Below are 24,927 nucleotides of genomic sequence, written 5' to 3' on the forward strand. Positions count from 1 at the left end.
TGTTAACCGAGGAATCGCGCCCCCGCTACGGGTATCCACACTCTATCTATGGTAAAACTGCGGCAGCACCCTGCCGAGCGAAGCGTGGTGCAAAAAAGCGATCCACCGCCGCACTCATGGCGGAGACCATTTTGCCGCGCCACTCCTCGGACATGAGCAGATCGAGATCCTGCTTGCTCGAAAGATAGCCCAGCTCCACCAGGACGGAGGGCACGTCATGGGCCCGCAGCACCTGGAAGCGGGCCTGACGGTGCGGGTTCTTGTTCAGACGGGCGATCGAATCGAACGCGCCGACCAGACGGGTGGCGAAGCCATGGGAGAAATTGCGCGTCTCACGTAAGGTCAGCTCCACCAGAATATCCGACACGTCATCCGGAATTTCGGTGCTTTCAATGCCCGCGACCGCGTCGGCCTTGTTTTCCCGCTCGGCGAGCCGGGCCGAGTCGGCGTCGGACGCCCTCTCCGCCCCTGTATAGACGGTCAGCCCTCGCACCTCCTGGCCTCCGGAGATCGAATCCGCGTGGATGGAGATGAAGAGATCGGCCTGAGCATTGCGGGCGGCGCGGACGCGGTCTCCGAGGGAGATGAACACGTCCTTGTCGCGGGTCATCAGAACCTTGTAGCGCCCGCTCGCTTCCAATGCCTTCTGCAGCTTCTGGGCAAAGGAAAGGACGAGGTCCTTCTCGAACACGCCCCCCACGGAATTGGCACCGGGGTCAATGCCCCCATGGCCGGGATCGATCACGATGACCGGACGGGCATCCTTGGTGAGCGGAGCAGGCTCTTGCGCGGTGACCTCGGCTGCCTTAGCCGCAGTGTCAACCGCCGCGCGATGGAAATCAACGCGCTCAGTACGGGTCAGCTCGATGGTCAGAAGCGCCGTGCCGCCGGCGGCATTCGCGTCAACGGTCATGCCGGAGACGATGGCCGGCTGGGAGAGCTCCATCACGACCCGGGAGCGGCCGGGAGCGAAAAGGCCGTAGCGATAGGAGGAAATCAGTCCCGCCTTCTGGCGTCCGGTCTCGGGCGGCAGGTGAAACGCCACCTCCGGCAGGTCGATGATGAGGCGGTCCGGCTTCTCCATGAGTGAAGCCTGAGCCGTCACGGGCTTGGAGAGAGCAATCCGGAACCGGGTTTTAGCGCCCTCAACCTCGACCGAGACATCTGCCGCGATCACGGGAGCAGCCTTGCCGGCATCGTTTCCCGAAGCCCATGCGGGGCCAGCCCCCGAGGCGACGAGGGTCGCCACGAGGCTCACAAGGAGACCCACGCAGATCAGGCGTATGAAAGCTTTGATTCTCATGCTGCCGCTGGAAGTTTCGCGCCTCCTTCCCTACCTCATTAGAAGGCATTTGGTTAACGAAGCTTCTCCTGTGGACGCTCATTGTCGAGATACTGTTGCATTAACGACACATTGCCTCGGCATCTTGCCAAATGCCCCATTCGATCTGTAATGATCATGACCCCGTCCGGCATGGCCGAATCTGACGGCGAACCAGAGGAGATGGTTGTGTTGACCAGTCCTCTGAGGATCCCGTCACCCTCGACAGGCGCTCGGAGGGGTTCAGTGGGCGATACAGATCGCCGCATTTTGCCGATGGCCGGATCTCGTTCGGTCCATCGATTCCTAGAAAGGGCCGCCTTGAATGGTTGCGAATACGAAGTCAGCTTTGACTCTCGTTCCGGCACCGTTCGAAGCGCGCGTTTCTTTTCGCGCTCGCCCTTCCCTCACCTCATCCGGCTCAAAGCCGTCCCGTTTCAACCCAGAATGCGCCCCTCTGCGGCGCACGATGGCGATCGACAGCAATCCGAACGCAATTCCAGCCCGCCGCTTCTTCTTGCGGCGTGGCCACCCGCCTTCACTGCGGCTAATGCCTCAGGTCCTGCCCTCGATCGCCATGTCGAGAGTTCAACATGGCAAACAAGATGCTTATCGATGCCTCCCACCCGGAAGAAACCCGGGTTGTGGTGGTACGTGGTCAGAAGGTCGAAGAATTCGACTTCGAATCCGCTAACAGGAAGCAACTGCGCGGGAACATCTATCTCGCGAAAGTGACCCGCGTAGAGCCGTCGCTCCAGGCGGCCTTCGTCGAATATGGTGGAAACCGCCACGGCTTCCTCGCCTTCAGCGAAATCCATCCCGACTATTACCAGATCCCGGTCGCCGACCGTCAGGCTCTGCTCGAGGCCGAAGCCGAGGCGCAGGCCGAAGAAGAGCGCGAGGAAGAGCGCCGCCGCAACCGCCGCCGCCGCTCCGCCCAGCGCCGCACGGCAAGCGACGCGGTTGTTTCCTCCGAAGCCGAGGCCGTTACGGAAGAAGGCGCCGAGGCTCAGGCCCCTGCGGAGAGCACCGAAGAGACCATCGACCTGATCGCCGCCGGCGGTGATTTCGAGCTTGCCTCCGGCGAGCCAGCCGAGCCTGTTCAGACCGCTGAGGGCGCCGAGGAGGTGAAGGCCTCTGCCGCGGACCAGGAAGCTCCGGCTGAGTCCCAGGAGACCGCAGAGGCCTCCGAGGCTCAAGAAGCCGAGACTTCCGGCGAGGAAGACGAGGACGAGGAAGAGGGCGACGACGAGAACGCCGAGGGTGAGGACGAGGACCACGTCGAGCAGCTCGGTGGCGGCGATGCGTTGGAGGACGTTCCCCAGCGCCGCGTCCCGCGCAAGCAGTACAAGATCCAGGAAGTCATCAAGCGCCGTCAGATTCTGCTGGTTCAGGTCGTGAAGGAAGAGCGCGGCAACAAGGGCGCGGCTCTCACCACCTACCTGTCCCTCGCCGGCCGCTATTCGGTGCTCATGCCCAACACGGGTCGTGGCGGCGGCATCTCGCGCAAGATCACGAATGCGGCCGACCGCAAGCGCCTGAAGGAAATCGCCCAGGAGCTGGAGGTGCCCGAGGGAATGGGCATCATCCTGCGCACGGCCGGTGCGTCGCGCACCAAGCCGGAAATCAAGCGCGACTACGAATATCTGATGCGCCTCTGGGAAAGCGTGCGCGAGCTCACCCTCAACTCGTCGGCTCCCGCGCTGGTCTATGAGGAAGGCTCGCTCATCAAGCGCGCCATCCGCGATCTCTACAACAAGGAGATCGACGACATTCTCGTCTCCGGCGAGGACGGCTATCGCGAGGCCAAGGACTTCATGCGCATGCTCATGCCGAGCCATGCCAAGATCGTCCAGCCCTACCGCGACCTGCAGCCGCTCTTTGCGAAATACGGCGTCGAAGCCCAACTCGACGCGATGTTCTCCAATATCGTGACGCTGAAATCCGGCGGCTATCTCGTCATCAACCCGACGGAAGCGCTGGTTTCCATCGACGTGAACTCAGGGAGATCCACCCGCGAGCACAATATCGAGGACACGGCGCTGCGCACGAACCTCGAAGCGGCGGAGGAAATCGCCCGCCAGCTTCGCCTGCGCGATCTCGCGGGCCTTGTCGTCATCGACTTCATCGACATGGAAGAGAAGCGCAACAACCGCGCAGTCGAGAAGAAGCTGAACGAGTGCCTGAAGAACGACCGCGCCCGTATCCAGGTGGGGCGCATCTCGCCCTTCGGGCTTTTGGAGATGTCGCGCCAGCGCATCCGCACGGGCGTTCTCGAATCCTCCTCCATCCCCTGCCCGCACTGCGCCGGCACCGGTTTCGTCCGCTCGACGCCGTCCGTGGCGCTGCATGTGCTGCGCTCGATCGAGGAAACCCTCATCAAGAATTCAGGCTACAACCTCATCGTCCGCACGCGGATGGAGGCAGCCTTCTACATCCTCAATCAGAAGCGCATTCACCTGCGCGACCTAGAGACACGTTTCGGTGTGGCGATCTCCATCGTCGCGGACGACTCACTCACCGGCACGACCAATTACGTGATCGACCGCGGCGAGCCTGCGCTGCGCCTCGAGCACAAGGCGGCCGCCACCGGCATCCAGATCGACGCCATCGCTCCCGCGGACGTAGTGGAGGAGATCGAGCCCGAGATCGAGGCCGAGGACGAGGAACTGGCCGAAGAGGAGGCTCGCGCCTCCGAGGAAGGCCGCGGTGAAGAAGGCGAAGGCCGCCGCCGCCGCCGTCGCCGCCGCCGTCGTGGACGTGATCGCGAAGCTTTTGCAGGTGCTGCCCAGGGCGAAGAAGGCGCCGAGACCGAAGCCGGCGAAGGTGAAGAACTCGAAGGCGAAGAAGCCGAGGCCTCTGGCGAAGAGGATGAAGCTGCCGAGGGCTCAGAGACCGCTGAAGACCGTGGCCGCCGTCGCCGTCGTCGGGGCCGCCGCGGTGGTCGCGGCCGTGGCCGCGACGAGGCCATCGAGACCTTTGCCACGGAGGAAGGTTTCGTAGCCGCCACCGAGGCTGTGGCCGAGGCCGTCAGCACCCTGGACGAGGAGCCGGTGCGCGAGCCTGCCCCTGCTCCGGAGCCCGCCGCGTCGGAAGAGCGTATCGAGACCCAGCCCGCTCCGCAGCCGGCCGAAGAACCCGCGGAAGCCCCGCGCCCCGTGGTCCCCGAGCCGGAGCCGGTGGCCGTGGTCCTCACCCCGCCGGACCCGGAGCGCCCGAAGCGCGCCGGCTGGTGGTCCAAGGCCAAGTCGGTCCTCAGCGGGTCGTAAAAGCCACAATCTTAACGTCATGGCCGGGCTCGTCCCGGCCATGACGTTTTAGAAGAGCGCCGCCTGCTTGCATCGAGACAGACAGAGAAGCAGCACGGGGGAACAGCATAATGATCAGCGATGCGCATCAACAATCCCCCATAGAGCCACTTTCCATAGTCGAGCATGTGGCAGGGCTGGCGCTTGCCATGGCGATCTGGGATTTATCGCTCCGCTGCCGAATCGAGCCGGATCTGTTCTCAGTCCACCCTGGTGAAAAACCGAAGGTCGCCTCCTTCGATACGGATGACTATCTCGATGCCATTCAGCACGCCCGCAACTTCGTTCCTCGACGTTTCGACGAGGGAGCTTCGATCTGCTGCCTAGCCTACCAAGGGGTCGAGACCTCAGAAGAAGGCGCGCAGCAACGTGTGATCGTGATTCAGGTTTTCTGGCACAACGGTGACATTGCGCTCGTCACCGTCCCCTGGGGCAATCATGAAGGCGCGATAGGCTGGCTCGGACCTTTTGATGTTGGCACGTCTAAGGGCAGTCCGAATCTTTCGGCATTGGAAGAAGCCGTGCTTGCAGGCCTGCCCTTGTTTCCGAAAGGGTACAAGGTTTGGAATGAACTAAAGAACAGGACCAAACTTCAATAGACGAGCACGTCTCAAAGCCATCTCTTCAGCCGTTCCACCGTCTCCCGACAATCCTGCTCCGAACCCGCGAAGGACAGGCGCATGTAGTGCGAGCCTTCGATGGGGTCGAAGTCGAGGCCGGGGGTAGCCGCGACGCCCGTCTCCTCCAGCATGCGTTTGCAGAAGCCGATGGAATCGTTCGTGTAGCGGGCGATGTCGGCATAGATGTAGAAGGCGCCGTCCACCGGGTGCATCTCGGCGATACCGATCTTGGGCAGCTCTTCCAGGAGATAGGCGCGGTTGCGCGCGTACCCGGCCTTCACCGCTTCCAGCTCTTCGATAGCGTCGAAAGCCGCGAGCGCCGCTACCTGCGAGAGATAGGGCGGCGAGATGTAGAGATTCTGCGCCAGCCGCTCGATGGGGCGGACCAGTCGCTCGGGCACTACGATCCAGCCGATGCGCCAGCCCGTCATGCAATAATACTTCGAGAACGAGTTGATCACGATTGCATCGTCGTCCGAGGCAAGCGCCGTGGAGGCCGCCTCGCCATAGGTCAGACCGTGATAGATTTCGTCCGAGACGAACCAGAGGCCGAGGCGGCGGCAGGTTTCTCCAAGCTCCGCCAGCGCCTTGCGCCCGATCATCGTGCCGGAGGGGTTCGCGGGGCTCATGGCGAGGATGCCGTGGAGCGGCTTTTCCGCATGGGCCTTCTCGATGGCTTTGGCGGTCATGATCCAGCCATCGGCCTTAGCGAGCGGAACGACGACGGGTTCGATGCCGAGAGCTTCGAGAATGTTGCGATAGGCCGGATAGCCCGGCGCCGTGATGGCGACGCGCTGGCCCACATCGAAAAGGCTCAGAAAAGCCAGCACGAAACCGGCCGAGGAGCCCGTCGTCACGACCACGCGCTCGGGCGCGATGGAGACGCCGTAAGTGTCCCGGTAGTGCTTGGCGATCCGCTCTCTCAAGGAAGCGATGCCGAGCGCTTCCGTATAGCCGATTCGCCCGAGATTCAGCGCAGCCTTGGCCGCCTCGCGAGCGGCGCGGGGCGCGGCGGCGGAGGGCTGGCCCACCTCCATATGGATCACGCTGTCCCCTCGCCTTTCTTTCGCCGCAGCGGCGCTCAACACATCCATGGCCAGGAAGGACGCGACCCGGTCCATGCGGCGGGCGATGAGGGGCGGATTCTGATCGGCAATCGATTTTGTCATGGGAAGGCTCGTAGCCCTTTGGAAAGCCGGTCTCAAGAACCATGTTTGAGCCGTCATGGCCGCACTTGCTGCGGCCATCCACGCCTTTTCCGCGTTGAAGACGTGGATCCCCGGAACAATCCCGGGGATGACGAGCCGGGTTCGCAAAACGAAGGCGTGATTTGACGCCGCGCTCCCCAAGCCGCTAACTCACCCCAGATATTGTACGGGAAACTCCCCAAAGGATCGGATATGCGCTTCTCGCTTCTCAAAACCTGCCAGGCCGTGGCTCTGTTCGGTGCTCTTGCCGTGGCACCTGCCGCCCAGGCTCAGAACGCCGTCTTCAACGAGCAGCAGAAGCAGGCCATCGGCGAGGTCGTGCGGGAGTACCTGCTCAAGAATCCCGAGGTTCTGGCCGAGGTCATCAGCGAACTCGAAAAGCGCCAGGCCGAGGCCCAGCAGACGGCCCAGGCCAGCGCCGTGAAGGAGACGAAGCAGACGCTTCTGAACGCGCCCCATTCCTATGTGGCGGGCAATCCGTCGGGCGACGTCACCCTGGTCGAGTTCTTCGACTATAATTGCGGCTACTGCAAAAAGGCTCTCTCCGACGTACAGACACTCCTGAAGAGCGATCCCAAGCTGCGCGTCGTGCTGAAGGACTTCCCCGTTCTCGGCCCCGATTCCGTTGAGGCGAGCCGCGTTGCCCTCGCGGTGAAGAACCAGCTGCAGGGCCAGAAGCTCTTCGATTACCACGTGAAGGTTCTGGAAACCCGCGGTCGCGTGGGCGGGGAGCGCGCCATGGCCGTCGCCAAGGAGATGGGCGTCGACATGGCCAAGCTCCAGAAGGACATGGACAGTCCCGAGCTGCGCGCCGCCCTGCAGGAGAACATGGCTCTCGGCGACAAGCTCAATCTCACCGGCACCCCGGCCTTCATAATCGGCGAGACGGTGATCCCGGGAGCGGTCGGCCTCGAGCCTCTGAAGCAGGTCGTCGACAACGTGCGCTCCTGCGGCAAGGCCACCTGCGGATAGGCTGAGCCGCTACACCACGTCATCACCGGCCCCGTGCCCACCGCAGCCTCACCCTGGGGATTGCGAGAGCAATCCGTCTCGAAGGGCGAGGCGTCTCCAACGCCCTCTTGATCTTCCTTCGAGACGCAGCCTCACGGCTGATCCTCAGAATGAGGGCGGTGTTTCCCAAAACGTGGATGGCCGGGACAAGCCCGGCCATGACGAACGAAGGCCCTTAAAGAGGCTCCTTCCGCGAAAATCGGCGCTCCTCTCCTTAGGGAAATATCGCCAAGTTCTGGAAAGGCTTGGTTTTCCCCTTCCCCCATGCCCTCCTTTTGGCTAAGAGGGCGTTTCGGCTCCGCCTGACGGAGTTTCACGGAACGCTCCTTTTGCGATGATCAACGTCCACGTCCTCAACGGACCCAACATCAACCTGCTCGGCCGCAGAGAGCCCCAGATTTACGGCAGCACCACGCTGGCGGATATCGAGAAGCTCGTACGAGACAAGGCTGAGACCCTGGGGGCAGCGATCACGTTCCGCCAGTCCAACCACGAAGGACAGCTGGTCGACTGGATCCAGGAAGCAGGAGCCCAGGGCGCAGGCGTCGTCATCAATGCCGGCGCTTACACCCACACCTCGATCGCGCTGCGTGATGCCATCGCCGGCAGCGGCGCTCCGACGGTCGAGATCCATCTTTCCAATGTTCATGCTCGCGAAGGCTTTCGCCATCGCTCGTTCATCGCACCCGTGTCAGTCGGCGTGATCTGCGGTTTCGGCCCCATGAGCTATCTGCTCGGCCTCGAAGCGGTTCACCATGTCATGGTGGAACGGGCACGGCTTCAGAAGCCCTCCCAGCACTAGTTCCTCACAATAAAGAGGTGAGCCCCATGGCCAAGGAAAACCCTTTCGATCCCGATCTCGTCCGGGAGCTGGCGAACCTGATCGCCGATACGAATCTCAGCGAGATCGAAGTGGAGAAGGGCGACCTTCGCATCCGCGTGGCGCGCGTGATCCAGGCAGCCGTGACGGTTCCGGTTGCTGCCCCCGCAGCACTTGCTCCGGCCCCTGTCGTGGCCCCGCCCCCAGCGGCTTCTGACGCTGCTGCCGCTGCCAAGCCCAGCGCTCCCCATCCGGGTGCCGTGCTCTCCCCGATGGTCGGCACCGCCTACCGCAAGCCCTCGCCAGATGCGAAGGCCTTCGTGGAGATCGGCTCCAAGGTCCAGGCCGGCGACAAGGTATTGCTCGTCGAGGCCATGAAGACCTTCAACGAGATCGTCGCCCCGCGCGCTGGCACCGTGACCGCCATCTATGTCGAAGACGGAACCCCTGTTGAATACGGCGAACCCCTCCTCGTCATCGAGTAAGGCGCGACATGTTCGATAAGATCCTCATTGCCAACCGAGGCGAGATCGCCCTGCGCATCCTGCGCGCGGCGAAGGAGCTCGGCATCGCCACCGTCGCTGTGCATTCCACCGCGGACGCGGACGCCATGCATGTGCGCCTCGCCGACGAGAGCGTCTGCATCGGCCCGCCCGCGGCCCGCGACAGCTATCTCAACATCCCCGCCCTGATCGCCGCCTGCGAGATCACCGGCGCGGATGCCATCCACCCCGGCTACGGTTTCCTCTCCGAGAACGCCCGCTTCGCTGAGGTGCTGGAGCATCACCGCATCACCTTCATCGGCCCCAAGGCGGAGCATATCCGCATCATGGGCGACAAGATCGAGGCGAAACGCACCGCCAAGCGCCTCGGCATTCCCTGCGTGCCGGGCTCCGAGGGCGGCATCTCCGATGAGGATGAGGCCAAGCGCGTCGCAGGCGATATCGGCTATCCGGTCATCATCAAGGCTGCCGCCGGCGGCGGCGGGCGCGGCATGAAGGTCGCCCGCAACGAGGCGGACCTCGTCCATGCGCTGCAGACGGCCAAGACCGAGGCGAAAGCCGCCTTCGGCGACGATGCGGTCTACATCGAGAAATATCTCGAGAAGCCCCGCCACATCGAGATCCAGGTTCTCGGCGACGGCAAGGGCGGCGCGATTCATCTCGGCGAGCGCGACTGCTCGCTTCAGCGCCGCCACCAGAAGGTCTGGGAGGAAGGCCCCTCGCCGGCTCTCAATGTCGAGATGCGCGAGCGCATCGGCGGTGTCGTGGCAAAGGCCATGCAGGAGCTGCAATATGCCGGCGCCGGCACCATCGAGTTCCTCTACGAGGATGGCGAGTTCTACTTCATCGAGATGAACACCCGCATCCAGGTGGAGCACCCGGTCACGGAGATGATCACCGGCATCGACCTGGTGAACGAGCAGATCCGCGTGGCGGCAGGCCATCCGCTCTCGGTCAGGCAGGAAGACATCAAGATCGAAGGCCATGCCATCGAGTGCCGCGTGAATGCCGAGCATCCCTCGACCTTCCGCCCCTCGCCCGGCACGATCAGCTACTTCCACCCACCGGGCGGCCTCGGCGTGCGCGTCGATTCGGCGGCCTACCAAGGCTACCGCATCCCGCCGCATTACGATTCCCTCGTGGGCAAGCTCATCGTGCATGGACGCACCCGCAACGAGTGCCTCATGCGCCTGCGCCGGGCGCTGGACGAGTTCGTGGTGGACGGTGTGGATACGACGCTGCCGCTCTTCCGTACCCTCGTGCGCAATCCGGACATTCAGAACGGTCAGTACGATATTCACTGGCTCGAGAATTTCCTGAAGACAGGCGGACTGGAAGAAGCGTAACCGGTGCTCCGCTTTCTCCACGTCGGCTGCGGCCAGAAGCGCAAGGATCAACCACCCTGCCCTTCACGCCGCCGGAGCGGGAGGACGTCACGCCCGATATCGACGAGCGCATGAATGCCGATGTCATCGACAGGCTGCCGGAACTCGCGACAATCGAATCCGGCAACTTCGACGCGGTGTTCCCATCCCGTAACGTCGAGCATCTTGACCCGCACGAAGGACCCGTAGCCTTTAAAGCGGTCCGTGGTCGTGACGAAGTTTCTTAAGACGGAAGAAGAGCTGTAAGCTCTCGGCAAAATCTATATCGCCCTGATCTAACCTTAGGCACTGGCCGTACTATGTGTGCTGACATGGCCCGAAAGATTGGACATGCTGGTGAATGACCCAGTCTTCCGAAGATACCATCACCATCACGCCTGAGATCCTGCTGAAAGCCTATGCAGCCGGCATCTTCCCCATGGCGGAGGATGCTGACGATCCCTCCCTCTTCTGGGTCGAACCACGCGAGAGGGGCATCCTTCCCCTCGACGGCTTTCATCTTCCCAAGCGGCTGGCTCGAACGATCCGCTCGGATGAATTCGAGGTCCGGGTGGACCGGGATTTCGATGCGGTCATTGCCGGTTGCGCGGCGCCAGCGGCGGATCGGGAGAAGACCTGGATCAACCGGCGGATCCGGGATCTCTACGGGCAATTGTTCGAGGCCGGCTTCTGCCACACGGTCGAGGTCTATCGGGACGGTCGCCTCGTCGGCGGGCTCTATGGCGTGCGCCTGAAAGGCGCTTTTTTCGGCGAGAGCATGTTTCATACCGAGCGCGATGCCTCGAAGGTCGCTCTCGTGCATCTCGTCGCCCGGTTGAAGCGCGGCGGCTTCACGCTTCTCGATACCCAGTTCGTCACCTCGCATCTTGCCCAATTCGGCGCCGTCGAGGTTCCCCGGCGCACCTACAAGCAGATGCTGCGCGCGGCCATGGACCACGAGGGCCATTGGTATGTCTGGCCCAAAGGCCGAAACGTGAGCGGCGAGGAAATTCTCGCCGCGATCTAGACCCGCTTAACGGTCGGTATTGATGAGAGGAGCGTTCCGGTTGAAATCCCGGATCGAACGCTGCGCGGGCTGGCGCGGCTGCAGCGGAGCCGTGCTGAGTGGCGGTGCAGGCGGCAGAGGCTGGGCTGAATCTGCTGGCGCGATGATGTTGCCGGGTCGGGCAGCTTCCGCCGCCGGCGTGCGCTGCGTGGTCGGCTCGATCGGCGGCGGCTCTTCCACCTCTTCCTTGGGCTCGGCGATCACCTCAGTGCCGCCTTTGCAGTCCACGAGCCAGATATCGTAGACCGGGTGTTCAATGCCGTGCAGGCCGGGGCTCGATGCGAACATCCAGCCGGAAAACACCTTGCGGGGCGCTCCGTCCGTTCCGGTTTCCTCCACCTCGACGAAGGACGTGGTGTTCGGGGTCTCGGTCTGCGGCTTGGTAAAGCAGACGCGCGGCGTCATCTGCAGAGCGCCGAACTGCACCGTCTCATCGACTTTCACCTCGAACGACACGATGCGTCCGGTGATCTTGTCGAGGCCGGAAAAGACAGCCGTCGGATTCTTGATTCTGTCCGCCTGGGCTGCGCCCGCTGTGCCGATGAGCGATGCGAGCACCAGAGCTGCCCGCGTCCATTCGAACTTCATTGTTGATCCATGCCCCTTGTGAGCTGGCTAAGCGGCCGAGCACGGCCGCTGTCGGGTTCCGGCAACGCGATAACACGCGAACCATGATGGAAAAAGGGCAAGCGAGACCAGAAAGCCCATTACGCCGCGCCTTTTAAGGGCAGCGCCTACCGAAAGCCGCGCTCCAGGGGATTCGGCGCAGGCTCCTTCATGGGAGCGCCCTCTTTCTCCCTCTTCTCATAATGAGCAGTGGAGCAGGTCACGGAGCACAGCAATCCGCGATCCGACCAGTAGGACGGGCCGTTCTCGATCTTGCCGGCGTGATATGCGAAATCCGTATGCCCGTACGGCAGGCCACACTCGACGCAGGCGCGGGAGTTCGTTCGGTTCAGCATGACAGGATCAGGGGCAAGGCCGGAACGGCCTTACTCACCCGGCGTCCATGGAACATAGTCACCGGTGGCTGCGGGGCGCCGCCCGGCCGACAGCTGCGAGCCCTGCGGACGGTAGGCCTGGGGCGTACCCGTCATGTTCGGCACGTAGGGCCTCTCCCAGGAGCGCGGCTGATAGTTCTCCTCGCTCGGAGGAATATCGCCGTTGTGACAGAGCCACGCGCGCCAGCCCGGAGGAACCCGGGAAGCATCGGCATCGCCGTTGTAGATGACCCAGCGGCGCTCGGCACCCACATTCGAGTCGATCGGCTGAGCCTGAGTATAGCGGTAGTAGCGGTTGCCGAACTCGTCCTGGCCCACGAACTGCCCCTTGCGCCACGTGAAGAATCGGGTGCCGAGGGTTTGTCCGTTCCACCAGGTAAAGAACTGAATCAAAAACTGTTTCATCGCTACCGCCGAGGGGGTTCGTTAGGTCGCGCGGAATATGGCGCCTGAGATTGAAGAAGTCGAGAATAAAGATATCTGCTCCGCCCTTGTGGGTGTGATTACCGGCCTCCTCTGACGGGCGGCTTGCCGCTCTTCTCTCTCAGGCAGCTGGTCCCCTGGACGGATTCGCTCGAATCCTCGGCCGAGGAAGTGGCCCAAAGACGCGAGTGGCTCCCTCGTGAAGGACAAAGAGCCGGTCTTTCGACCGACTCTCCTTTGCATGTTGAGCGCTTCAGCTCTGACTTAGACCAGGAGGAAGTTGCTCGCGCTCAGCGCCAGATCAGCCGCCAGCTGGGCAAACTTGATCTGCGCCGCCCCGCCAATGCCGTCCGCATCGTAGGACAGATCACCCGTAGCGCTGTTGTAGACGATCTGGGCTCCTCCAGCCGTGGCGCTCGCCCCCACGGCGAGGGACACGGAAGCGCCGAACCCGCCGAAGACAGCGCGGCTCAGCTCGATCCGGTCCTCCGCGACGTTGAAGTCGAGGATCCGATCGACGTTGCCGGTAGCACTCAGGGTGGTGGCGAACACGAAGGTATCTCGGCCCTGCTCGCCCACAAGCACGTCATTGCCCAAGCCGCCGAAGATCCGGTCGTCGCCCATGCCGCCCCAGAGATTATCATCGCCGGCGCCGCCGTCGAGAACGTCGTCACCGTCCTCACCACCGGCCAGGAAGTCGTTGCCGTCCTCACCGTAAAGCGTGTCATTGCCGAAGCTGCCCCACAGCGTGTCCTGGCCCGTGCCGCCGTAAAGCGCGTCGTCGCCAGCGCCACCATTAAGATGGTCGTTGCCCTCATCGCCCTTTAGGATATCGAAGCCTCGGCTCCCGACGAGCGTATCGTCACCGCCACCGCCATGCAGGATTCCGCCTGCGGTGATGACATCACTCCTGGCAGTGCCAAGACTGGCCGTGACGAGCACGGAACCCGTCCCACCCTGATAGACCAAAGCGACCTTCTCGACTTCATCGAGGCTCTCCTCGCCGACATCCTCGATATTTTCCGGAGGGGGAGGAATTAGGTCGGGATAGAATTCATGAAGGAGATGCCAAGGTGGCGTACCGTCATTGTAAAACAGCTGGTAGGGCCTGTCGTATCCTCCATCATAGAGAGACCAATCCAAGGCCCACTCCCCATGCTCCCATGGATCGTCATTGATGATCGGATAGTCAGGACGATCCGTTGGATCATCTGGACCTACTCCATCACCGCCGTCGGAAGCATCCCCCGAGTCGCCTGTGATGGGGCCTGAAGACAGCTCGGTGCCGCCATAAGCGATACCGCCCCCACTGCCGTTGAAAAATTCGCTTAGCGCTTGTTCGAGCGAAAACGTCATTCGTTTTCTCCGTTACCAGTCATTGCATTGAAGCTCGCACGCCGGTCTCTAACCGTCCGGTCGTACTTGCTCCGGAGCCAGACCGTGGAAGTCTGCCCCCGAGCCAAGACTGGTCTCATCGCTTTTTATGTGATGTAACATTTCACACGCGCTTGCCACAACCGGCAATTGCAGAACACAAAAGCTTTTCACAATAAGTTTAGTTTAATTATTGCCGACTATTTATTGAAAGTTTTATAAACTATACTAATCTTACGGAAGAGCATTTCTATATCTTTCTATTGTAAATGATCATTATTTACAATCCAATACTATTGGTTGATTATATTGCAAAAACAACCTTTGTCGCTGAATCCCATTGTGGAGGTGATATCCGCTGCCGAACTCGTCCTGGCCCACGAACTGCCCCTTGCACCACGTGAAGAATCGGGTGCCGAGGGGGGGCGTTAGGTCGCGCGGAATATGGGGCCTGAGTTTGAAGAAACCGAGCATGAAGATGCCCGCTGAAAGCACCGCCCAAAATCCGCAAAAACCTGAGAAGCGGCCCTTCCGATCACTTTGAACTCAAAAGCAGGCAAGGGGCTTGAAAGCCCCTTGCCTTGGATCCTGGCGGAAGAACGGGATAAAGCCCGGCTTCAGAACCACTCGTCGTCACCTGTTGGTGGCGGGGCATAGCCGGTGACAGTGAACTGGGCGGCGGTCAGGTAGGCTCCCGCGTCGAGAACCGCAACCTTGATCTGCGCCTGACGGCCCGTCCCATCCGCGTCGTACCACAGGTTACCTGTCGCGCTGTCGTAGACGAGCCGCTGCTCCTCTGTCGTGGCCGTGCTGCCATAGCCGAACGCATCCGCAGCCAAGGCCCCCGCCACGAGGGCCGTGAACACGTTCACGTCAAGTTCAATCCGATCCGCAAACCCATCGAAATTGAGGATCCTGTCTACATTGTACGTCCCGCTGAGCGCCGTATCGAACACGAACACGTCGTTGCCTGCCCCGCCATCCAGCGTGTCGTTCCCGGCCCCGCCATCCAGCGTGTCGTTGCCGGCATTGCCGATCAGGCTGTTGGCGCTCTCGTCGCCGCTCAAACGATCCGCATAAGCTGATCCCCTCAAGCCCTCGATCGAGTTGTAGCTGTCGCCTGCCGCATCCCCGGTGTTGAGAGATGCCCCCGACAGGCTCGCCACCACGCCGGAAGACGCATCGCTGTAATCGGCCAAGTCACGCCCCGCCCCGCCCAGCAGAACGTCCCCACCGCTGCCGCCGGAGAGCACGTCGTCGCCCAAGCCGCCATCCAGGGTGTCGAAACCATCCCTGCCGCTCAGCACGTCGTTGCCGGCATTCCCGATCAGGCTGTTGGCGCCCGCATCGCCCGCAAGCTGGTCGTTGTAAGCGGAGCCCATCAGGTTCTCCACGCCGCTAAAGCGGTCGCCCGCCGCCTCGTCGCCGTCGCCGTAGCCGTAGCCGACCCCCAGATCGATCACCACGCCGCCAGCGGCACCTGCATAGGACGCGGTGTCGATCCCCGATCCGCCCGTGAGCGTGTCGAAGCCGAGCCCGCCCACGAGAAGGTCATCGCCAGCTCCGCCATCAAGGACGTCGTTGCCGTCGCCACCGGAGAGAACGTCGCTGCCGCCCTGGCCCAGCAGCGTATTGGCGCCGGCATCGCCGGTGAGTTGGTCGCCATCGTTGGAGCCGATCAGTCCCTCGATGCCGCTGAACGTATCACCCGCTGCCTCACCGAGGCTGCCGCCGGACACCAGGCTCGCGGTTACGCCGGACGTGGCATTCTCGTAGGACGCCACGTCGAAGCCATTGCCGCCGACGAGGCTGTCGGCCCCGAGGCCGCCGACGAGCGTATCGTTGCCACCGTTGCCCATCAGAACATTGGCGCCGGCATCGCCCGTCAGGTTGTCGCCAAAGGCCGAGCCGACCAGGGCCTCAACGCCGCTGAACGTATCGCCCGTCGCCTCGCCGCCTGTGCCGCCGAGCACCAGGTTCGCCACGACGCCCGACAGAGCGTTCTCATAGGAGGCCACATCGAAGTCGCCGCCGCCGATCAGCATGTCGGCGCCCAGACCACCAGTCAGCGTGTCATTGCCGTCCAGACCAGAGAGAAGGTTCGCGCCGGCATCGCCCGTCAGGCGATCGCCGAAGGCCGAGCCGATCAGGCTTTCGATACCGTTGAACGTATCGCCCGCCGCCTCGCCGAGGCTGCCGCCGCTCGCAACGCTTGCCTCCACTCCGGACGCAGCATCCGCATAAGACACCGTATCGAAGCCCTCACCGCCGCTCAGCATGTCGGCGCCGAGACCGCCGACGAGTGTGTCGTGTCCCTCGCCGCCGTCCAGTGTGTCGTTGCCCGCCTCCTCCGACAGCAGATCATTGCCGGCTTGGCCCAGCAGCGCGTTCGCTGCCGCGTCGCCAGACAGGACGTCGCCATAAGCGGAGCCCACCAGATCCTCGATGTCCACGAGGCTATCGCCGAACGCCTCGCCGCCGCTGCCGCCCGTCGCCAAGCTCGCAACAACGCCCGACACCGCGTTCTCATAAGACGCCATGTCGCGACCATTCCCACCAATCAGCGTATCGGCGCCGAGACCGCCTTCCAATGTGTCGGAGCCGAAGCCGCCGTTCAGCACGTTGGCAGCAGTATCGCCCGTGAGACGGTCGGCGTGATTAGAGCCGATCAATCCTTCGATGCCGCTGAGTGTATCGCCCGCGGCGTCCCCGCGCGTGCCGCCGGATGCCAAGCTCACCACGACGCCCGACAGAGCGTTCTCATAGGTGGCTACGTCGACGCCGTCGCCCCCGATCAGTGTGTCGGCACCATTTCCACCCTCCAGGATGTCATCACCCCCGAGGCCCGAGAGACGGTTAGCCCCGCCATCGCCGATCAGCCGATCCGCGCCGTAAAGCGAGCCGGTCAAGGCCTCGATCCCGACCAGCACGTCTCCTGCCGCATCACCAGCCGTGCCAGCACCGAAGGCCAAGCTCACATTGATCGGTGAGTAGGACCAGGCATACGACACTTCATCGAATCCGGACCCACCGATCAGAAGATCTCCGCCTTGGCCAGCTGACAGGGTGTCGTTGCCCTCGCCGCCGTCAAGCGTGTCGTCGCCATCATAGGCAACGAGACGGTCGTTGCCGCCCCTCCCAAAGAAGGCATTGGCGCTTTGCAGGCCCGACTGGGTATCGCTGAGCACATCGTCGAGTTCCGAACCCGACAGGCCCTCGATATCGATCAGCACGTCCACGCCGGAGGCGCCGACCCCCAGGCTGATCGTCACGCCCGCCGTGGCATCGGCATACGAGGCAATGTCGAAGCCTTCGCCGCCGTCCAGCACATCGGACCCGTCTCCGCCCATCAGCATGTCGTTGCCAGAGCCGCCGATGAGAAGGTCGTCGCCATCGCCACCCGTCAGCATGTCATCGCCGCCACCGCCGCTCAGCATGTCGGAAGCGGCGCCACCAGAGACAGCGTCGTTGTCAGATCCTCCTAGGACGACGCCATAGTCCTGGATGGGAGCATTGCCAGATGAGCCGGATCTCACCCGAAGCGTAAAGCTCGACACTTCATTTGTAGCATTTTCCCCTGTCGAGTTTTCCCCGTCTTCGTTCCCATACACAGGGTCTACGTGGATATGCCCTTCCGAGAAATGCTCTCCGTAGGTCTCATAGAGCCAATAGGGTATGATGTCAGACGTTCCGTAGAGCCACTGGTCGTATCGATATTCCAGGCGATCGAGATCGGTCCTCATCGAGTCGAGGAATCCGGGTTCTTCACCCGGCCTCAGCTCTGGCGCTCGGATGTGTATGTCCACATAGACGAGGTTACCGTCCTCATCCCAGTAGCTGCCTTCAGGAAGGCCGTCGCTCGCGGGAGAATCCTGGATGCTAGGATCGCTATCCATCGGTTGATCGTGAGGATGAATTTCAACTTTATACGATGAGCCTGTTCCCGAACCGCCGGTGACGTTTCCGGTGACGTTGGCACCTGTGCCGGTTCCCCCGTAGACCACACCGCCACCACCGCTGTTATCCCAAAACTCGGCAAATGCCTGCCAAATATTGAAGCTCATACGACGTCCCCCTGATCAACGAGGTATACGAGCGTCGGACAATTCCCGGCGTGGACCACCTCGTAATTTTACGTTATAACTTTTCACTGAAGCTTCCAGAGCACCCAAGTTGCAGCAGGCAAAACCTACGCGCATCGGTTGCGCAGCAGGCCGAGCACCCCATTCAGAAGCGCCCTATGCTCTTTGTGCAACTTGTCCTTGCTCGTTCCCGCCGACACCTTCGCATGATACGAACCACTCCGGCTCGGTTCTCTCGTCGGCTCCATGGTTTCCCATCTCACCGTGAAGTTCTGGATCAGCAGAGAATCATCTTGAGTCGAAACCCGCCCCTGTGGCGACAATCCCTGGCCCCATTCGCTGTCCATCCCGCACGAGAGGTCGGCTGCGCGGCCAGTGCACCTCGGCCAACTGATTCTGCGCCGATTCCACTTGGGCGATTCTGAGGCGGATTTTCCGGGATTCACGGGATTTCAGCGCCTGAATCAATTTTTGTCCCGCCCGTTCGCTCCCGCCGCACATTGATGCGCCGGCACAACATCTGTCCGCTCCTGTGCATGGCAAAATTGCAAATCTGAGCCGGCCAACCTTAGCCATTTGAAAAATCGGATTTGGAATCTGAAAGGAGTCTCCAAGGCTTAGCTAGTTTTCCACATTCTTAACACTTGCCCACTATATATAGAGGGAACAAGAACGCTCAGCACAAGTTCTTGACGTGAGGCTCGCAACACGACTAGCTTGCCGGGGTTCCGATCCGAGACCGGCGACCGGCCCGAAAGGGCGGTCGAAATCTCCCCCGAGTAAGCGTCCAGAGCCCGCGGCAACCTCGTTGCTGCGCGACCCATGGTGTCTGAAGGAGTCCGTAACTCGGGCGTGTTGCGTGTGGCGATCCGGAAAAAGGATCGCTGGGGTGTCGAACAAAGTTTTTTGGGGCTGAAGAGCCACAGGGGCAACTTGTGGCCAAGGGGACGTTTGTCTCCAAACTTGAGGATATAAAAGATGCGGATCGAGCGGCGTTACACCAAAGCTGGGCAGTCGCCTTATTCCTCCCTCGCCTTCCGGCTCGCCACGAGCGAGATCCGCAATCCGGACGGCTCTGTCGTCTTTAAGCTCGAGAACATCGAGGTGCCGGAGACCTGGAGCCAGGTCGCGTCCGACGTTCTCGCTCAGAAGTATTTCCGTAAGGCCGGTGTCCCGGCCCGCCTGAAGAAGGTCGAGGAGAACGACGTTCCCTCCTGGCTCTGGCGCTCGGTGCCCGACGAGGCAGCCCTTGCCGAGCTGTCGGAAGAGAGCCGCTTCGGCTCCGAGATTTCCTCCAAGCAGGTCTTCGACCGGCTTGCCGGCTGCTGGACCTATTGGGGCTGGAAGGGCGGCTACTTCTCATCGGAAGAAGACGCCCAGGCCTTCTACGACGAGCTGCGCTACATGCTCGCCAACCAGATGGTGGCGCCGAACTCCCCGCAATGGTTCAACACCGGCCTGCACTGGGCCTACGGCATCGATGGTCCCGGCCAGGGCCACTATTATGTGGACTACAAGACCGGCAAGCTGACGAAGTCGAAATCGGCCTACGAGCATCCGCAGCCGCATGCCTGCTTCATCCAGAGCGTCGAGGACGACCTGGTGAACGAAGGCGGCATCATGGACCTGTGGGTCCGCGAGGCGCGTCTGTTCAAGTACGGCTCGGGTACGGGCTCCAACTTCTCGAAGCTGCGTGGCGAGGGCGAGAAGCTCTCCGGCGGCGGCCGTTCCTCGGGCCTGATGTCCTTCCTCAAGATCGGCGACCGCGCGGCCGGCGCGATCAAGTCGGGCGGCACCACCCGCCGCGCGGCGAAGATGGTCGTCGTCGACGTCGATCACCCGGACATTGAGAGCTACATCGACTGGAAGGTGAAGGAAGAGCAGAAGGTCGCAGCCCTTGTGGCCGGCTCCAAGCTCGCCTCCAAGCACCTCAAGGCCATCATGAAGGCCTGTGTGAACTGCGAAGCGCCCGGTGACGCCTGCTTCGATCCGGAGAAGAACCCGGCTCTGAAGAAGGAGATCAAGCTCGCCCGCCGGGTCCAGATCCCGGACAACTACATCAAGCGCGTCATCCAGTTCGCCAAGCAGGGCTACACCGACATCGACTTCCCCGTCTACGACACGGACTGGGACTCGGAAGCCTACCTCACGGTCTCGGGCCAGAACTCCAACAACTCCGTATCAGTCACGGACGAGTTCCTGCGCGCGGTGGAAGCCGACGGCGAGTGGAAGCTCACGGCCCGCAAGGACGGCAAGGTTCTGAAGACCCTCAAGGCCCGCGACCTGTGGGAGCAGATCGGCCATGCCGCCTGGGCCTCCGCCGATCCGGGCCTGCACTTCAACACCACCATGAACGACTGGCACACCAGCCCCGCCGGTGGCCGCATCCGGGCGTCGAACCCCTGCTCGGAATACATGTTCCTGGACGACACGGCCTGCAATCTCGCCTCCGCCAACCTGCTGCAGTTCTTCGATCGCGCCGCGCATAAGTTCGACGCCGAGTCCTTCGAGCATGCCTGCCGTCTCTGGACCGTGGTGCTCGAAATCTCCGTGATGATGGCGCAGTTCCCGTCCAAGGAGATCGCGCAGCTCTCGTACGAGTACCGCACGCTCGGCCTCGGCTACGCGAATATCGGCGGCCTGCTCATGACCATGGGCCTGCCTTATGATTCCAACGCGGGCCGCTCGCTCTGCGGCGCGATCACCGCGATCATGACCGGCGTCTCCTATGCCACCTCCGCCGAGATGGCGGGCGAGCTCGGCGCGTTCCCGAACTACAAGGCCAACGCGAAGTCGATGCTGCGCGTGATCCGCAATCATCGCCGCGCGGCGCATGGCGTGTCGGAAGGCTACGAGGGCCTCTCCGTCAATCCGGTGCCGCTCGATCACGCCTCTTGCCCCGACGCCGACCTGATCGCTCATGCGAAGGCCGTCTGGGACAAGGCGCTCGAACTCGGCGAAAAGAACGGCTACCGCAACGCGCAGTCGACCGTGATCGCGCCCACCGGCACGATCGGCCTCGTGATGGATTGCGACACCACCGGCATCGAGCCCGACTTCGCTCTCGTGAAGTTCAAGAAGCTCGCCGGCGGCGGCTACTGGAAGATCATCAATCGGGCAGTGCCCGACGCCCTTCGTGCCTTGGGGTACCGCGAGTCTGAGATCGCCGAGATCGAGGCCTATGCGGTCGGCCACGGCTCCATGAAGCAGGCCCCCGCCATCAACCCAGGCTCGCTGCGCGCCAAGGGCTTCACGGATGAGAAGATCGAGGCGGTCGAGAAGGGTCTGAAGACCGCTTTCGACATCAAGTTCGTCTTCAACCGCTGGACGCTCGGCGAGGATTTCCTCACCGGCACGCTCAAGGTGCCTGCGGAAAAGCTCAACGATCCGTCCTTCGACCTGCTCCAGCACCTGGGCTTCTCGAAGGCCGACATCGAGGCCGCGAACATCCACATCTGCGGTGCGATGACGTTGGAGGGCGCGCCGTTCCTGAAGCTCGAGCATTATGCGGTGTTCGACTGCGCCAATCCGTGCGGCAAGATCGGCAAGCGTTATCTCTCGGTCGAGAGCCACATTCGCATGATGGCGGCGGCGCAGCCCTTCATCTCGGGCGCGATCTCCAAGACCATCAACATGCCCAACGACGCCACCGTCGAGGATTGCAAGAACGCCTACATGCTCTCCTGGAAGCTGGCGCTCAAGGCGAATGCTCTCTACCGCGACGGCTCCAAGCTCTCGCAGCCGCTGAACTCCGCTCTCATCGCCGATGAGGAGGACGATGCGGAGGACGCCGCCGAAACCATCGCCGCCATGCCAACTGCGGCGAAGGCAGCCCACGTATCGGAAAAGATCGTGGAAAAAATCGTCGAGCGCGTCGTGGCTCTGCGCGAGCGCGAGAAGATGCCCGACCGCCGCAAGGGCTACACCCAGAAGGCCGTCGTCGGTGGCCACAAAGTTTACTTGCGTACCGGCGAATACGACGACGGTCGTCTGGGCGAGATCTTCATCGACATGCACAAGGAAGGCGCCGCCTTCCGTGCGATGATGAACAACTTCGCCATCGCGATCTCGCTCGGCCTGCAATACGGCGTGCCGCTGGAGGAATACGTGGAGGCCTTCACCTTCACGAGATTCGAGCCGGCCGGCTTCGTGCAGGGCAACGAGCGCATCAAGTCCGCGACCTCGATCCTCGACTACGTGTTCCGCGAGCTCGCGATCTCCTATCTCGGCCGCAACGATCTTGCCCACGTGGATCCGTCGGAGCTGGGCCCCACCACCATCGGCCAGGGCGAAGCCCAGTCGAAGGCGCCGGAAGCGGCTCCCGCCACGGCCATCGTCTCCCGCGGCTTCACCCGCGGTAACGTGGACCGCCTCATGCTGATCCCCGGCGGTGGCGGCAGCGCCGCAGGCATCACTCAGCGCACGGGCACGGTGACCGTGGGTGCGAATGCCCTGAAGGGTGAACTTAGCCAGCCCGCCGCGCAGGAGCAGGTCGTCGGCGAAGCCGAGATGTCCAAGCTCGCCTTCTCCGCCCCCGCCGCCTCCCCCTCGATCGCCGACAAGCGCGCCGAGGCCAAGATGAAGGGCTATGTGGGCGAAGCCTGCCCCGAATGCGCGAACTTCACGCTGGTGCGGAATGGGACTTGCCTAAAGTGCGATACGTGCGGTTCAACGACTGGGTGCTCGTAAGCGTAACCGAGCACAGTTTCAATAAATCTAAGGCTCGCCTCTAATGAGGCGGGCTTTTGTTATTTTATTTCAGAATCCCTTGATTTTGCTGTTAATTCACGATATGTTCTCATCGACGTTATGGAGTGCCTAGGCGTTACTAACTAAGTCACTAAGGGGTGCACCTTGAACTTTCTTGAGCCTATTCCGGCAAGACTGCTTAAGAGCAAGGTACACGACATTGCTGAAAGCGTGGCTGAACAGCTTTCGTTCCGGCCTGGCGACCCGATGGAACCATTGGTTGCCAAGCTGGGCGGTCGCATAGCATTGCGTAGTCCCGTGTTTGGCGAAAACCAGCTTTCCGAAGCTATCCGCGTCGAGCCGGATCGTAAGTTTACAATTTACGTATCAAGCATCACTTCCGCAGAGCGTGATCGTTTCACCATTGCGCATGAGCTTGGACACCTTTTTCTGCACTTCCCGCAGATCAAAAAAGCCAACCCTGATGCAGGGATGATTGCTACACGTTGGGTGAGCGACACCGACGAAGAGCAACGGCGAGCAGAATGGGAAGCAAATTGGTTTGCAGCGGCATTCCTGATGCCAAGAATTGAATTTGAACGCATGTTCAGCAAGAGAGCACGCGATTTTCGAAGCGTCGCAAGCTACTTCGGTGTGAGCGCACATGCTGCGCAAGTCAGAGCAAAGACGCTTGAGCTAGTCTAAGGTTAAGCCTGACGTGCCGCTGTGCCCAGATTATAGAATTAGACTTTTTCTCTCTGTCGACCTTGTAGGCTCAACCGCATACAAAGCGGGAGCCGGCGGCAATATGGACGAAGCCGTTCAATCTCCTTTTCCCATTTGGGTTAATCGAATTGGACATTTTTACCGTGAATTTCCCAAGCAGTTGAGTCGCGAGTTCGAGAGACGAGCCGAGGCGGACCATCCTGACTCGCGCGATCACATCCCTAATGTCTGGAAAACAATTGGAGACGAAATAATTTTCTGCGTCCGCTTACAGAGCACCGAGCATTTAGCCCTTTGCGTAGACGCATTCTTGCGAACTCTTGAACAATACGGTGATGACTTAGAAAAAGCTGATATTCCTTTGGATGTTAAAGGGGCAGCGTGGGTTGCTGCCTTTCCAACACCAAACATCACGGTACCGGTTTCTGATATATATTCAGAACCTACGGAGGCCGCTCTTGGCCTTGAGACGGATGAGGCAATGGAAGCGCTCGCTGAGAAAGAACCGAGCCGATATGACTTTCTTGGAAAGGATATCGACACTGGTTTTCGCATCGCCAAACATTCTGGCTCTGATCGTTTAGCTTTATCAGTAGAGCTTGCTTATCTGCTTGCATCAGTCTGCGCAGAAGGAAAACAAAACTTCCGCTTCTCATACTCGGGGCGCGACACCATGAAAGGCGTAATTGGCGGACGTCCCTACCCTTTGGTTTGGATAGATACTGAACGCAAATATTCCCGACGTGAGGTTCGGGCACTTGAGCGCGCAATGACTGGAGAAAAAGAAGTAGATCACCATCTGCTTCGGAATTTCCTAGAGGCCTTTATGAGTGATGAAGAGCTAGTCAAGCCTTTGCTCTTAGGACATGGAAGCACAGTATCCTCTACTGATTTGCCCGAGATATACTTAGCATTCAAAGATGCATGGCACGCTCAAGCCAAAGAGAATGAGCAGCGTGAGCTTGTAGAGTCTGAGAGCGTCGGAGAAGGATCAGCCCCGACTGCAGCTGCCGAAGTCGGCGAGCCAGATGAACAGTCGCTCCGTGCTATCGAAGAGAATATCAAACAGATTCTATCAAGATTTGAGAGCGACTAATCCTTAGTCGCTAGTCCACCACCCAGCTTCTCACCCTTTCCGGCAGCGCGCGCAGAAAAGCGTCGCATCGGAGAGTGTCGGCGTTGCGCTAGACGAGAGCATCGACGCCCTGCCCTATTCCCATCCTGACACATGAGCCTCTTCGTCATGGCCGGCCTTGTCCCGGCCATCCACGTCTTCAATCCATCGAGGTCTCCAAGACGTGGATGGCCTTGAACCAAGTGCGGCCATGACGGCGCGTTTCCCGATGTAAGGGTACGGCGCGAAAAGCCGTGGATCCCCGGATCAAGTCCGGGGATGACGAGGTGCTTGTGG

Annotated in this window: 18 protein-coding genes; 10 read left to right on the top strand and 8 right to left on the bottom strand. The window is 61.5% G+C overall.

Annotated features, from left to right (window positions below):
* Positions 1-46: 46 nt before the first annotated feature.
* On the bottom strand, positions 47-1,303 hold the full coding sequence (locus ACUXUR_RS19395) for an N-acetylmuramoyl-L-alanine amidase (RefSeq protein ID WP_445504001.1): 1,257 nt from the start codon (positions 1,301-1,303) through the stop codon (positions 47-49).
* Between the two features lie 611 nt (positions 1,304-1,914).
* Here ACUXUR_RS19395 and ACUXUR_RS19400 point away from each other — a divergent pair.
* Both ACUXUR_RS19400 and ACUXUR_RS19405 read left to right on the top strand, forming a co-directional pair.
* Positions 1,915-4,590 (top strand): Rne/Rng family ribonuclease, encoded by a 2,676-nt coding sequence (locus ACUXUR_RS19400; protein ID WP_445504002.1) that lies wholly within the window; start codon positions 1,915-1,917, stop codon positions 4,588-4,590.
* A 110-nt stretch (positions 4,591-4,700) separates the two neighbouring features.
* Positions 4,701-5,228, top strand: coding sequence for a hypothetical protein (locus ACUXUR_RS19405; protein ID WP_445504003.1), 528 nt, complete (start codon positions 4,701-4,703; stop codon positions 5,226-5,228).
* Positions 5,229-5,239: 11 nt separating this feature from the next.
* On the opposite strand, the gene ACUXUR_RS19410 is transcribed toward ACUXUR_RS19405, so the two are convergent.
* The gene (locus tag ACUXUR_RS19410; RefSeq protein ID WP_445504004.1) at positions 5,240-6,418 is read right to left on the bottom strand and encodes a pyridoxal phosphate-dependent aminotransferase; all 1,179 of its coding nucleotides are present in this window, start codon (positions 6,416-6,418) and stop codon (positions 5,240-5,242) included.
* A 231-nt stretch (positions 6,419-6,649) separates the two neighbouring features.
* Between ACUXUR_RS19410 and ACUXUR_RS19415 the strand changes: the two genes are divergently transcribed.
* From ACUXUR_RS19415 to accC, 4 genes are all read left to right on the top strand, one after another.
* The gene (locus ACUXUR_RS19415) at positions 6,650-7,429 is read left to right on the top strand and encodes a DsbA family protein (protein ID WP_445504005.1); all 780 of its coding nucleotides are present in this window, start codon (positions 6,650-6,652) and stop codon (positions 7,427-7,429) included.
* A gap of 373 nt (positions 7,430-7,802) precedes the next feature.
* Positions 7,803-8,270: a type II 3-dehydroquinate dehydratase gene (gene aroQ, locus ACUXUR_RS19420; RefSeq protein WP_445504006.1), complete on the top strand. Its 468-nt coding sequence runs from the start codon at positions 7,803-7,805 to the stop codon at positions 8,268-8,270.
* A 26-nt stretch (positions 8,271-8,296) separates the two neighbouring features.
* Positions 8,297-8,773: an acetyl-CoA carboxylase biotin carboxyl carrier protein gene (gene accB / locus ACUXUR_RS19425; RefSeq protein WP_445504007.1), complete on the top strand. Its 477-nt coding sequence runs from the start codon at positions 8,297-8,299 to the stop codon at positions 8,771-8,773.
* Positions 8,774-8,781: 8 nt separating this feature from the next.
* The gene (gene accC / locus ACUXUR_RS19430; RefSeq protein ID WP_445504008.1) at positions 8,782-10,137 is read left to right on the top strand and encodes an acetyl-CoA carboxylase biotin carboxylase subunit; all 1,356 of its coding nucleotides are present in this window, start codon (positions 8,782-8,784) and stop codon (positions 10,135-10,137) included.
* A gap of 47 nt (positions 10,138-10,184) precedes the next feature.
* Here the strand turns inward: accC and ACUXUR_RS19435 are convergent, their stop codons facing one another.
* A complete protein-coding gene (locus ACUXUR_RS19435; RefSeq protein WP_445504009.1) occupies positions 10,185-10,352 on the bottom strand; it encodes a hypothetical protein in 168 nt (55 codons plus the stop codon).
* Positions 10,353-10,516: 164 nt separating this feature from the next.
* On the opposite strand from ACUXUR_RS19435, the gene aat reads away from it, so the two are divergent.
* Positions 10,517-11,182, top strand: coding sequence for a leucyl/phenylalanyl-tRNA--protein transferase (gene aat, locus ACUXUR_RS19440; RefSeq protein WP_445504010.1), 666 nt, complete (start codon positions 10,517-10,519; stop codon positions 11,180-11,182).
* A gap of 6 nt (positions 11,183-11,188) precedes the next feature.
* On the opposite strand, the gene ACUXUR_RS19445 is transcribed toward aat, so the two are convergent.
* The 5 genes from ACUXUR_RS19445 to ACUXUR_RS19465 all read right to left on the bottom strand — a co-directional run bounded on the left by ACUXUR_RS19445 (position 11,189) and on the right by ACUXUR_RS19465 (position 18,083).
* The gene (locus ACUXUR_RS19445) at positions 11,189-11,809 is read right to left on the bottom strand and encodes a DUF2155 domain-containing protein (protein WP_445504011.1); all 621 of its coding nucleotides are present in this window, start codon (positions 11,807-11,809) and stop codon (positions 11,189-11,191) included.
* 146 nt (positions 11,810-11,955) lie between these two features.
* The gene (locus ACUXUR_RS19450; protein ID WP_445504012.1) at positions 11,956-12,183 is read right to left on the bottom strand and encodes a hypothetical protein; all 228 of its coding nucleotides are present in this window, start codon (positions 12,181-12,183) and stop codon (positions 11,956-11,958) included.
* Positions 12,184-12,213: 30 nt separating this feature from the next.
* Positions 12,214-12,627, bottom strand: coding sequence for an NADH:ubiquinone oxidoreductase subunit NDUFA12 (locus tag ACUXUR_RS19455; RefSeq protein ID WP_445504013.1), 414 nt, complete (start codon positions 12,625-12,627; stop codon positions 12,214-12,216).
* A 282-nt stretch (positions 12,628-12,909) separates the two neighbouring features.
* On the bottom strand, positions 12,910-14,001 hold the full coding sequence (locus tag ACUXUR_RS19460; protein ID WP_445504014.1) for a calcium-binding protein: 1,092 nt from the start codon (positions 13,999-14,001) through the stop codon (positions 12,910-12,912).
* A 635-nt stretch (positions 14,002-14,636) separates the two neighbouring features.
* Positions 14,637-18,083, bottom strand: a complete 3,447-nt coding sequence (locus ACUXUR_RS19465; RefSeq protein WP_445504015.1) for a beta strand repeat-containing protein — start codon at positions 18,081-18,083, stop codon at positions 14,637-14,639.
* A 996-nt stretch (positions 18,084-19,079) separates the two neighbouring features.
* On the opposite strand from ACUXUR_RS19465, the gene ACUXUR_RS19470 reads away from it, so the two are divergent.
* The 3 genes from ACUXUR_RS19470 (at position 19,080) to ACUXUR_RS19480 (ending at position 24,612) form a co-directional block, all read left to right on the top strand.
* The gene (locus ACUXUR_RS19470; RefSeq protein WP_445504016.1) at positions 19,080-22,790 is read left to right on the top strand and encodes a vitamin B12-dependent ribonucleotide reductase; all 3,711 of its coding nucleotides are present in this window, start codon (positions 19,080-19,082) and stop codon (positions 22,788-22,790) included.
* A gap of 165 nt (positions 22,791-22,955) precedes the next feature.
* Positions 22,956-23,495, top strand: a complete 540-nt coding sequence (locus ACUXUR_RS19475) for an ImmA/IrrE family metallo-endopeptidase (protein ID WP_445504017.1) — start codon at positions 22,956-22,958, stop codon at positions 23,493-23,495.
* A 103-nt stretch (positions 23,496-23,598) separates the two neighbouring features.
* Positions 23,599-24,612, top strand: a complete 1,014-nt coding sequence (locus ACUXUR_RS19480) for a hypothetical protein (protein WP_445504018.1) — start codon at positions 23,599-23,601, stop codon at positions 24,610-24,612.
* The last annotated feature ends 315 nt before the right edge of the window (positions 24,613-24,927 follow it).

It is taken from the genome of Microvirga medicaginis (assembly GCF_052658925.1).

Excerpts from the sequence above, each read along its gene's own strand:
- ACUXUR_RS19410 (WP_445504004.1), bottom strand. The coding sequence starts at position 6,418 with ATGACAAAATCGATTGCCGATCAGAATCCGCCCCTCATCGCCCGCCGC.
- ACUXUR_RS19465 (WP_445504015.1), bottom strand. The coding sequence starts at position 18,083 with ATGAGCTTCAATATTTGGCAGGCATTTGCCGAGTTTTGGGATAACAGC.
- aroQ (WP_445504006.1), top strand. The coding sequence starts at position 7,803 with ATGATCAACGTCCACGTCCTCAACGGACCCAACATCAACCTGCTCGGC.
- accB (WP_445504007.1), top strand. The coding sequence starts at position 8,297 with ATGGCCAAGGAAAACCCTTTCGATCCCGATCTCGTCCGGGAGCTGGCG.
- ACUXUR_RS19480 (WP_445504018.1), top strand. The coding sequence starts at position 23,599 with ATGGACGAAGCCGTTCAATCTCCTTTTCCCATTTGGGTTAATCGAATT.
- ACUXUR_RS19415 (WP_445504005.1), top strand. The coding sequence starts at position 6,650 with ATGCGCTTCTCGCTTCTCAAAACCTGCCAGGCCGTGGCTCTGTTCGGT.
- ACUXUR_RS19460 (WP_445504014.1), bottom strand. The coding sequence starts at position 14,001 with ATGACGTTTTCGCTCGAACAAGCGCTAAGCGAATTTTTCAACGGCAGT.
- ACUXUR_RS19450 (WP_445504012.1), bottom strand. The coding sequence starts at position 12,183 with ATGCTGAACCGAACGAACTCCCGCGCCTGCGTCGAGTGTGGCCTGCCG.
- aat (WP_445504010.1), top strand. The coding sequence starts at position 10,517 with ATGACCCAGTCTTCCGAAGATACCATCACCATCACGCCTGAGATCCTG.
- ACUXUR_RS19455 (WP_445504013.1), bottom strand. The coding sequence starts at position 12,627 with ATGAAACAGTTTTTGATTCAGTTCTTTACCTGGTGGAACGGACAAACC.
- accC (WP_445504008.1), top strand. The coding sequence starts at position 8,782 with ATGTTCGATAAGATCCTCATTGCCAACCGAGGCGAGATCGCCCTGCGC.
- ACUXUR_RS19470 (WP_445504016.1), top strand. The coding sequence starts at position 19,080 with ATGCGGATCGAGCGGCGTTACACCAAAGCTGGGCAGTCGCCTTATTCC.
- ACUXUR_RS19400 (WP_445504002.1), top strand. The coding sequence starts at position 1,915 with ATGGCAAACAAGATGCTTATCGATGCCTCCCACCCGGAAGAAACCCGG.
- ACUXUR_RS19445 (WP_445504011.1), bottom strand. The coding sequence starts at position 11,809 with ATGAAGTTCGAATGGACGCGGGCAGCTCTGGTGCTCGCATCGCTCATC.
- ACUXUR_RS19405 (WP_445504003.1), top strand. The coding sequence starts at position 4,701 with ATGATCAGCGATGCGCATCAACAATCCCCCATAGAGCCACTTTCCATA.
- ACUXUR_RS19395 (WP_445504001.1), bottom strand. The coding sequence starts at position 1,303 with ATGAGAATCAAAGCTTTCATACGCCTGATCTGCGTGGGTCTCCTTGTG.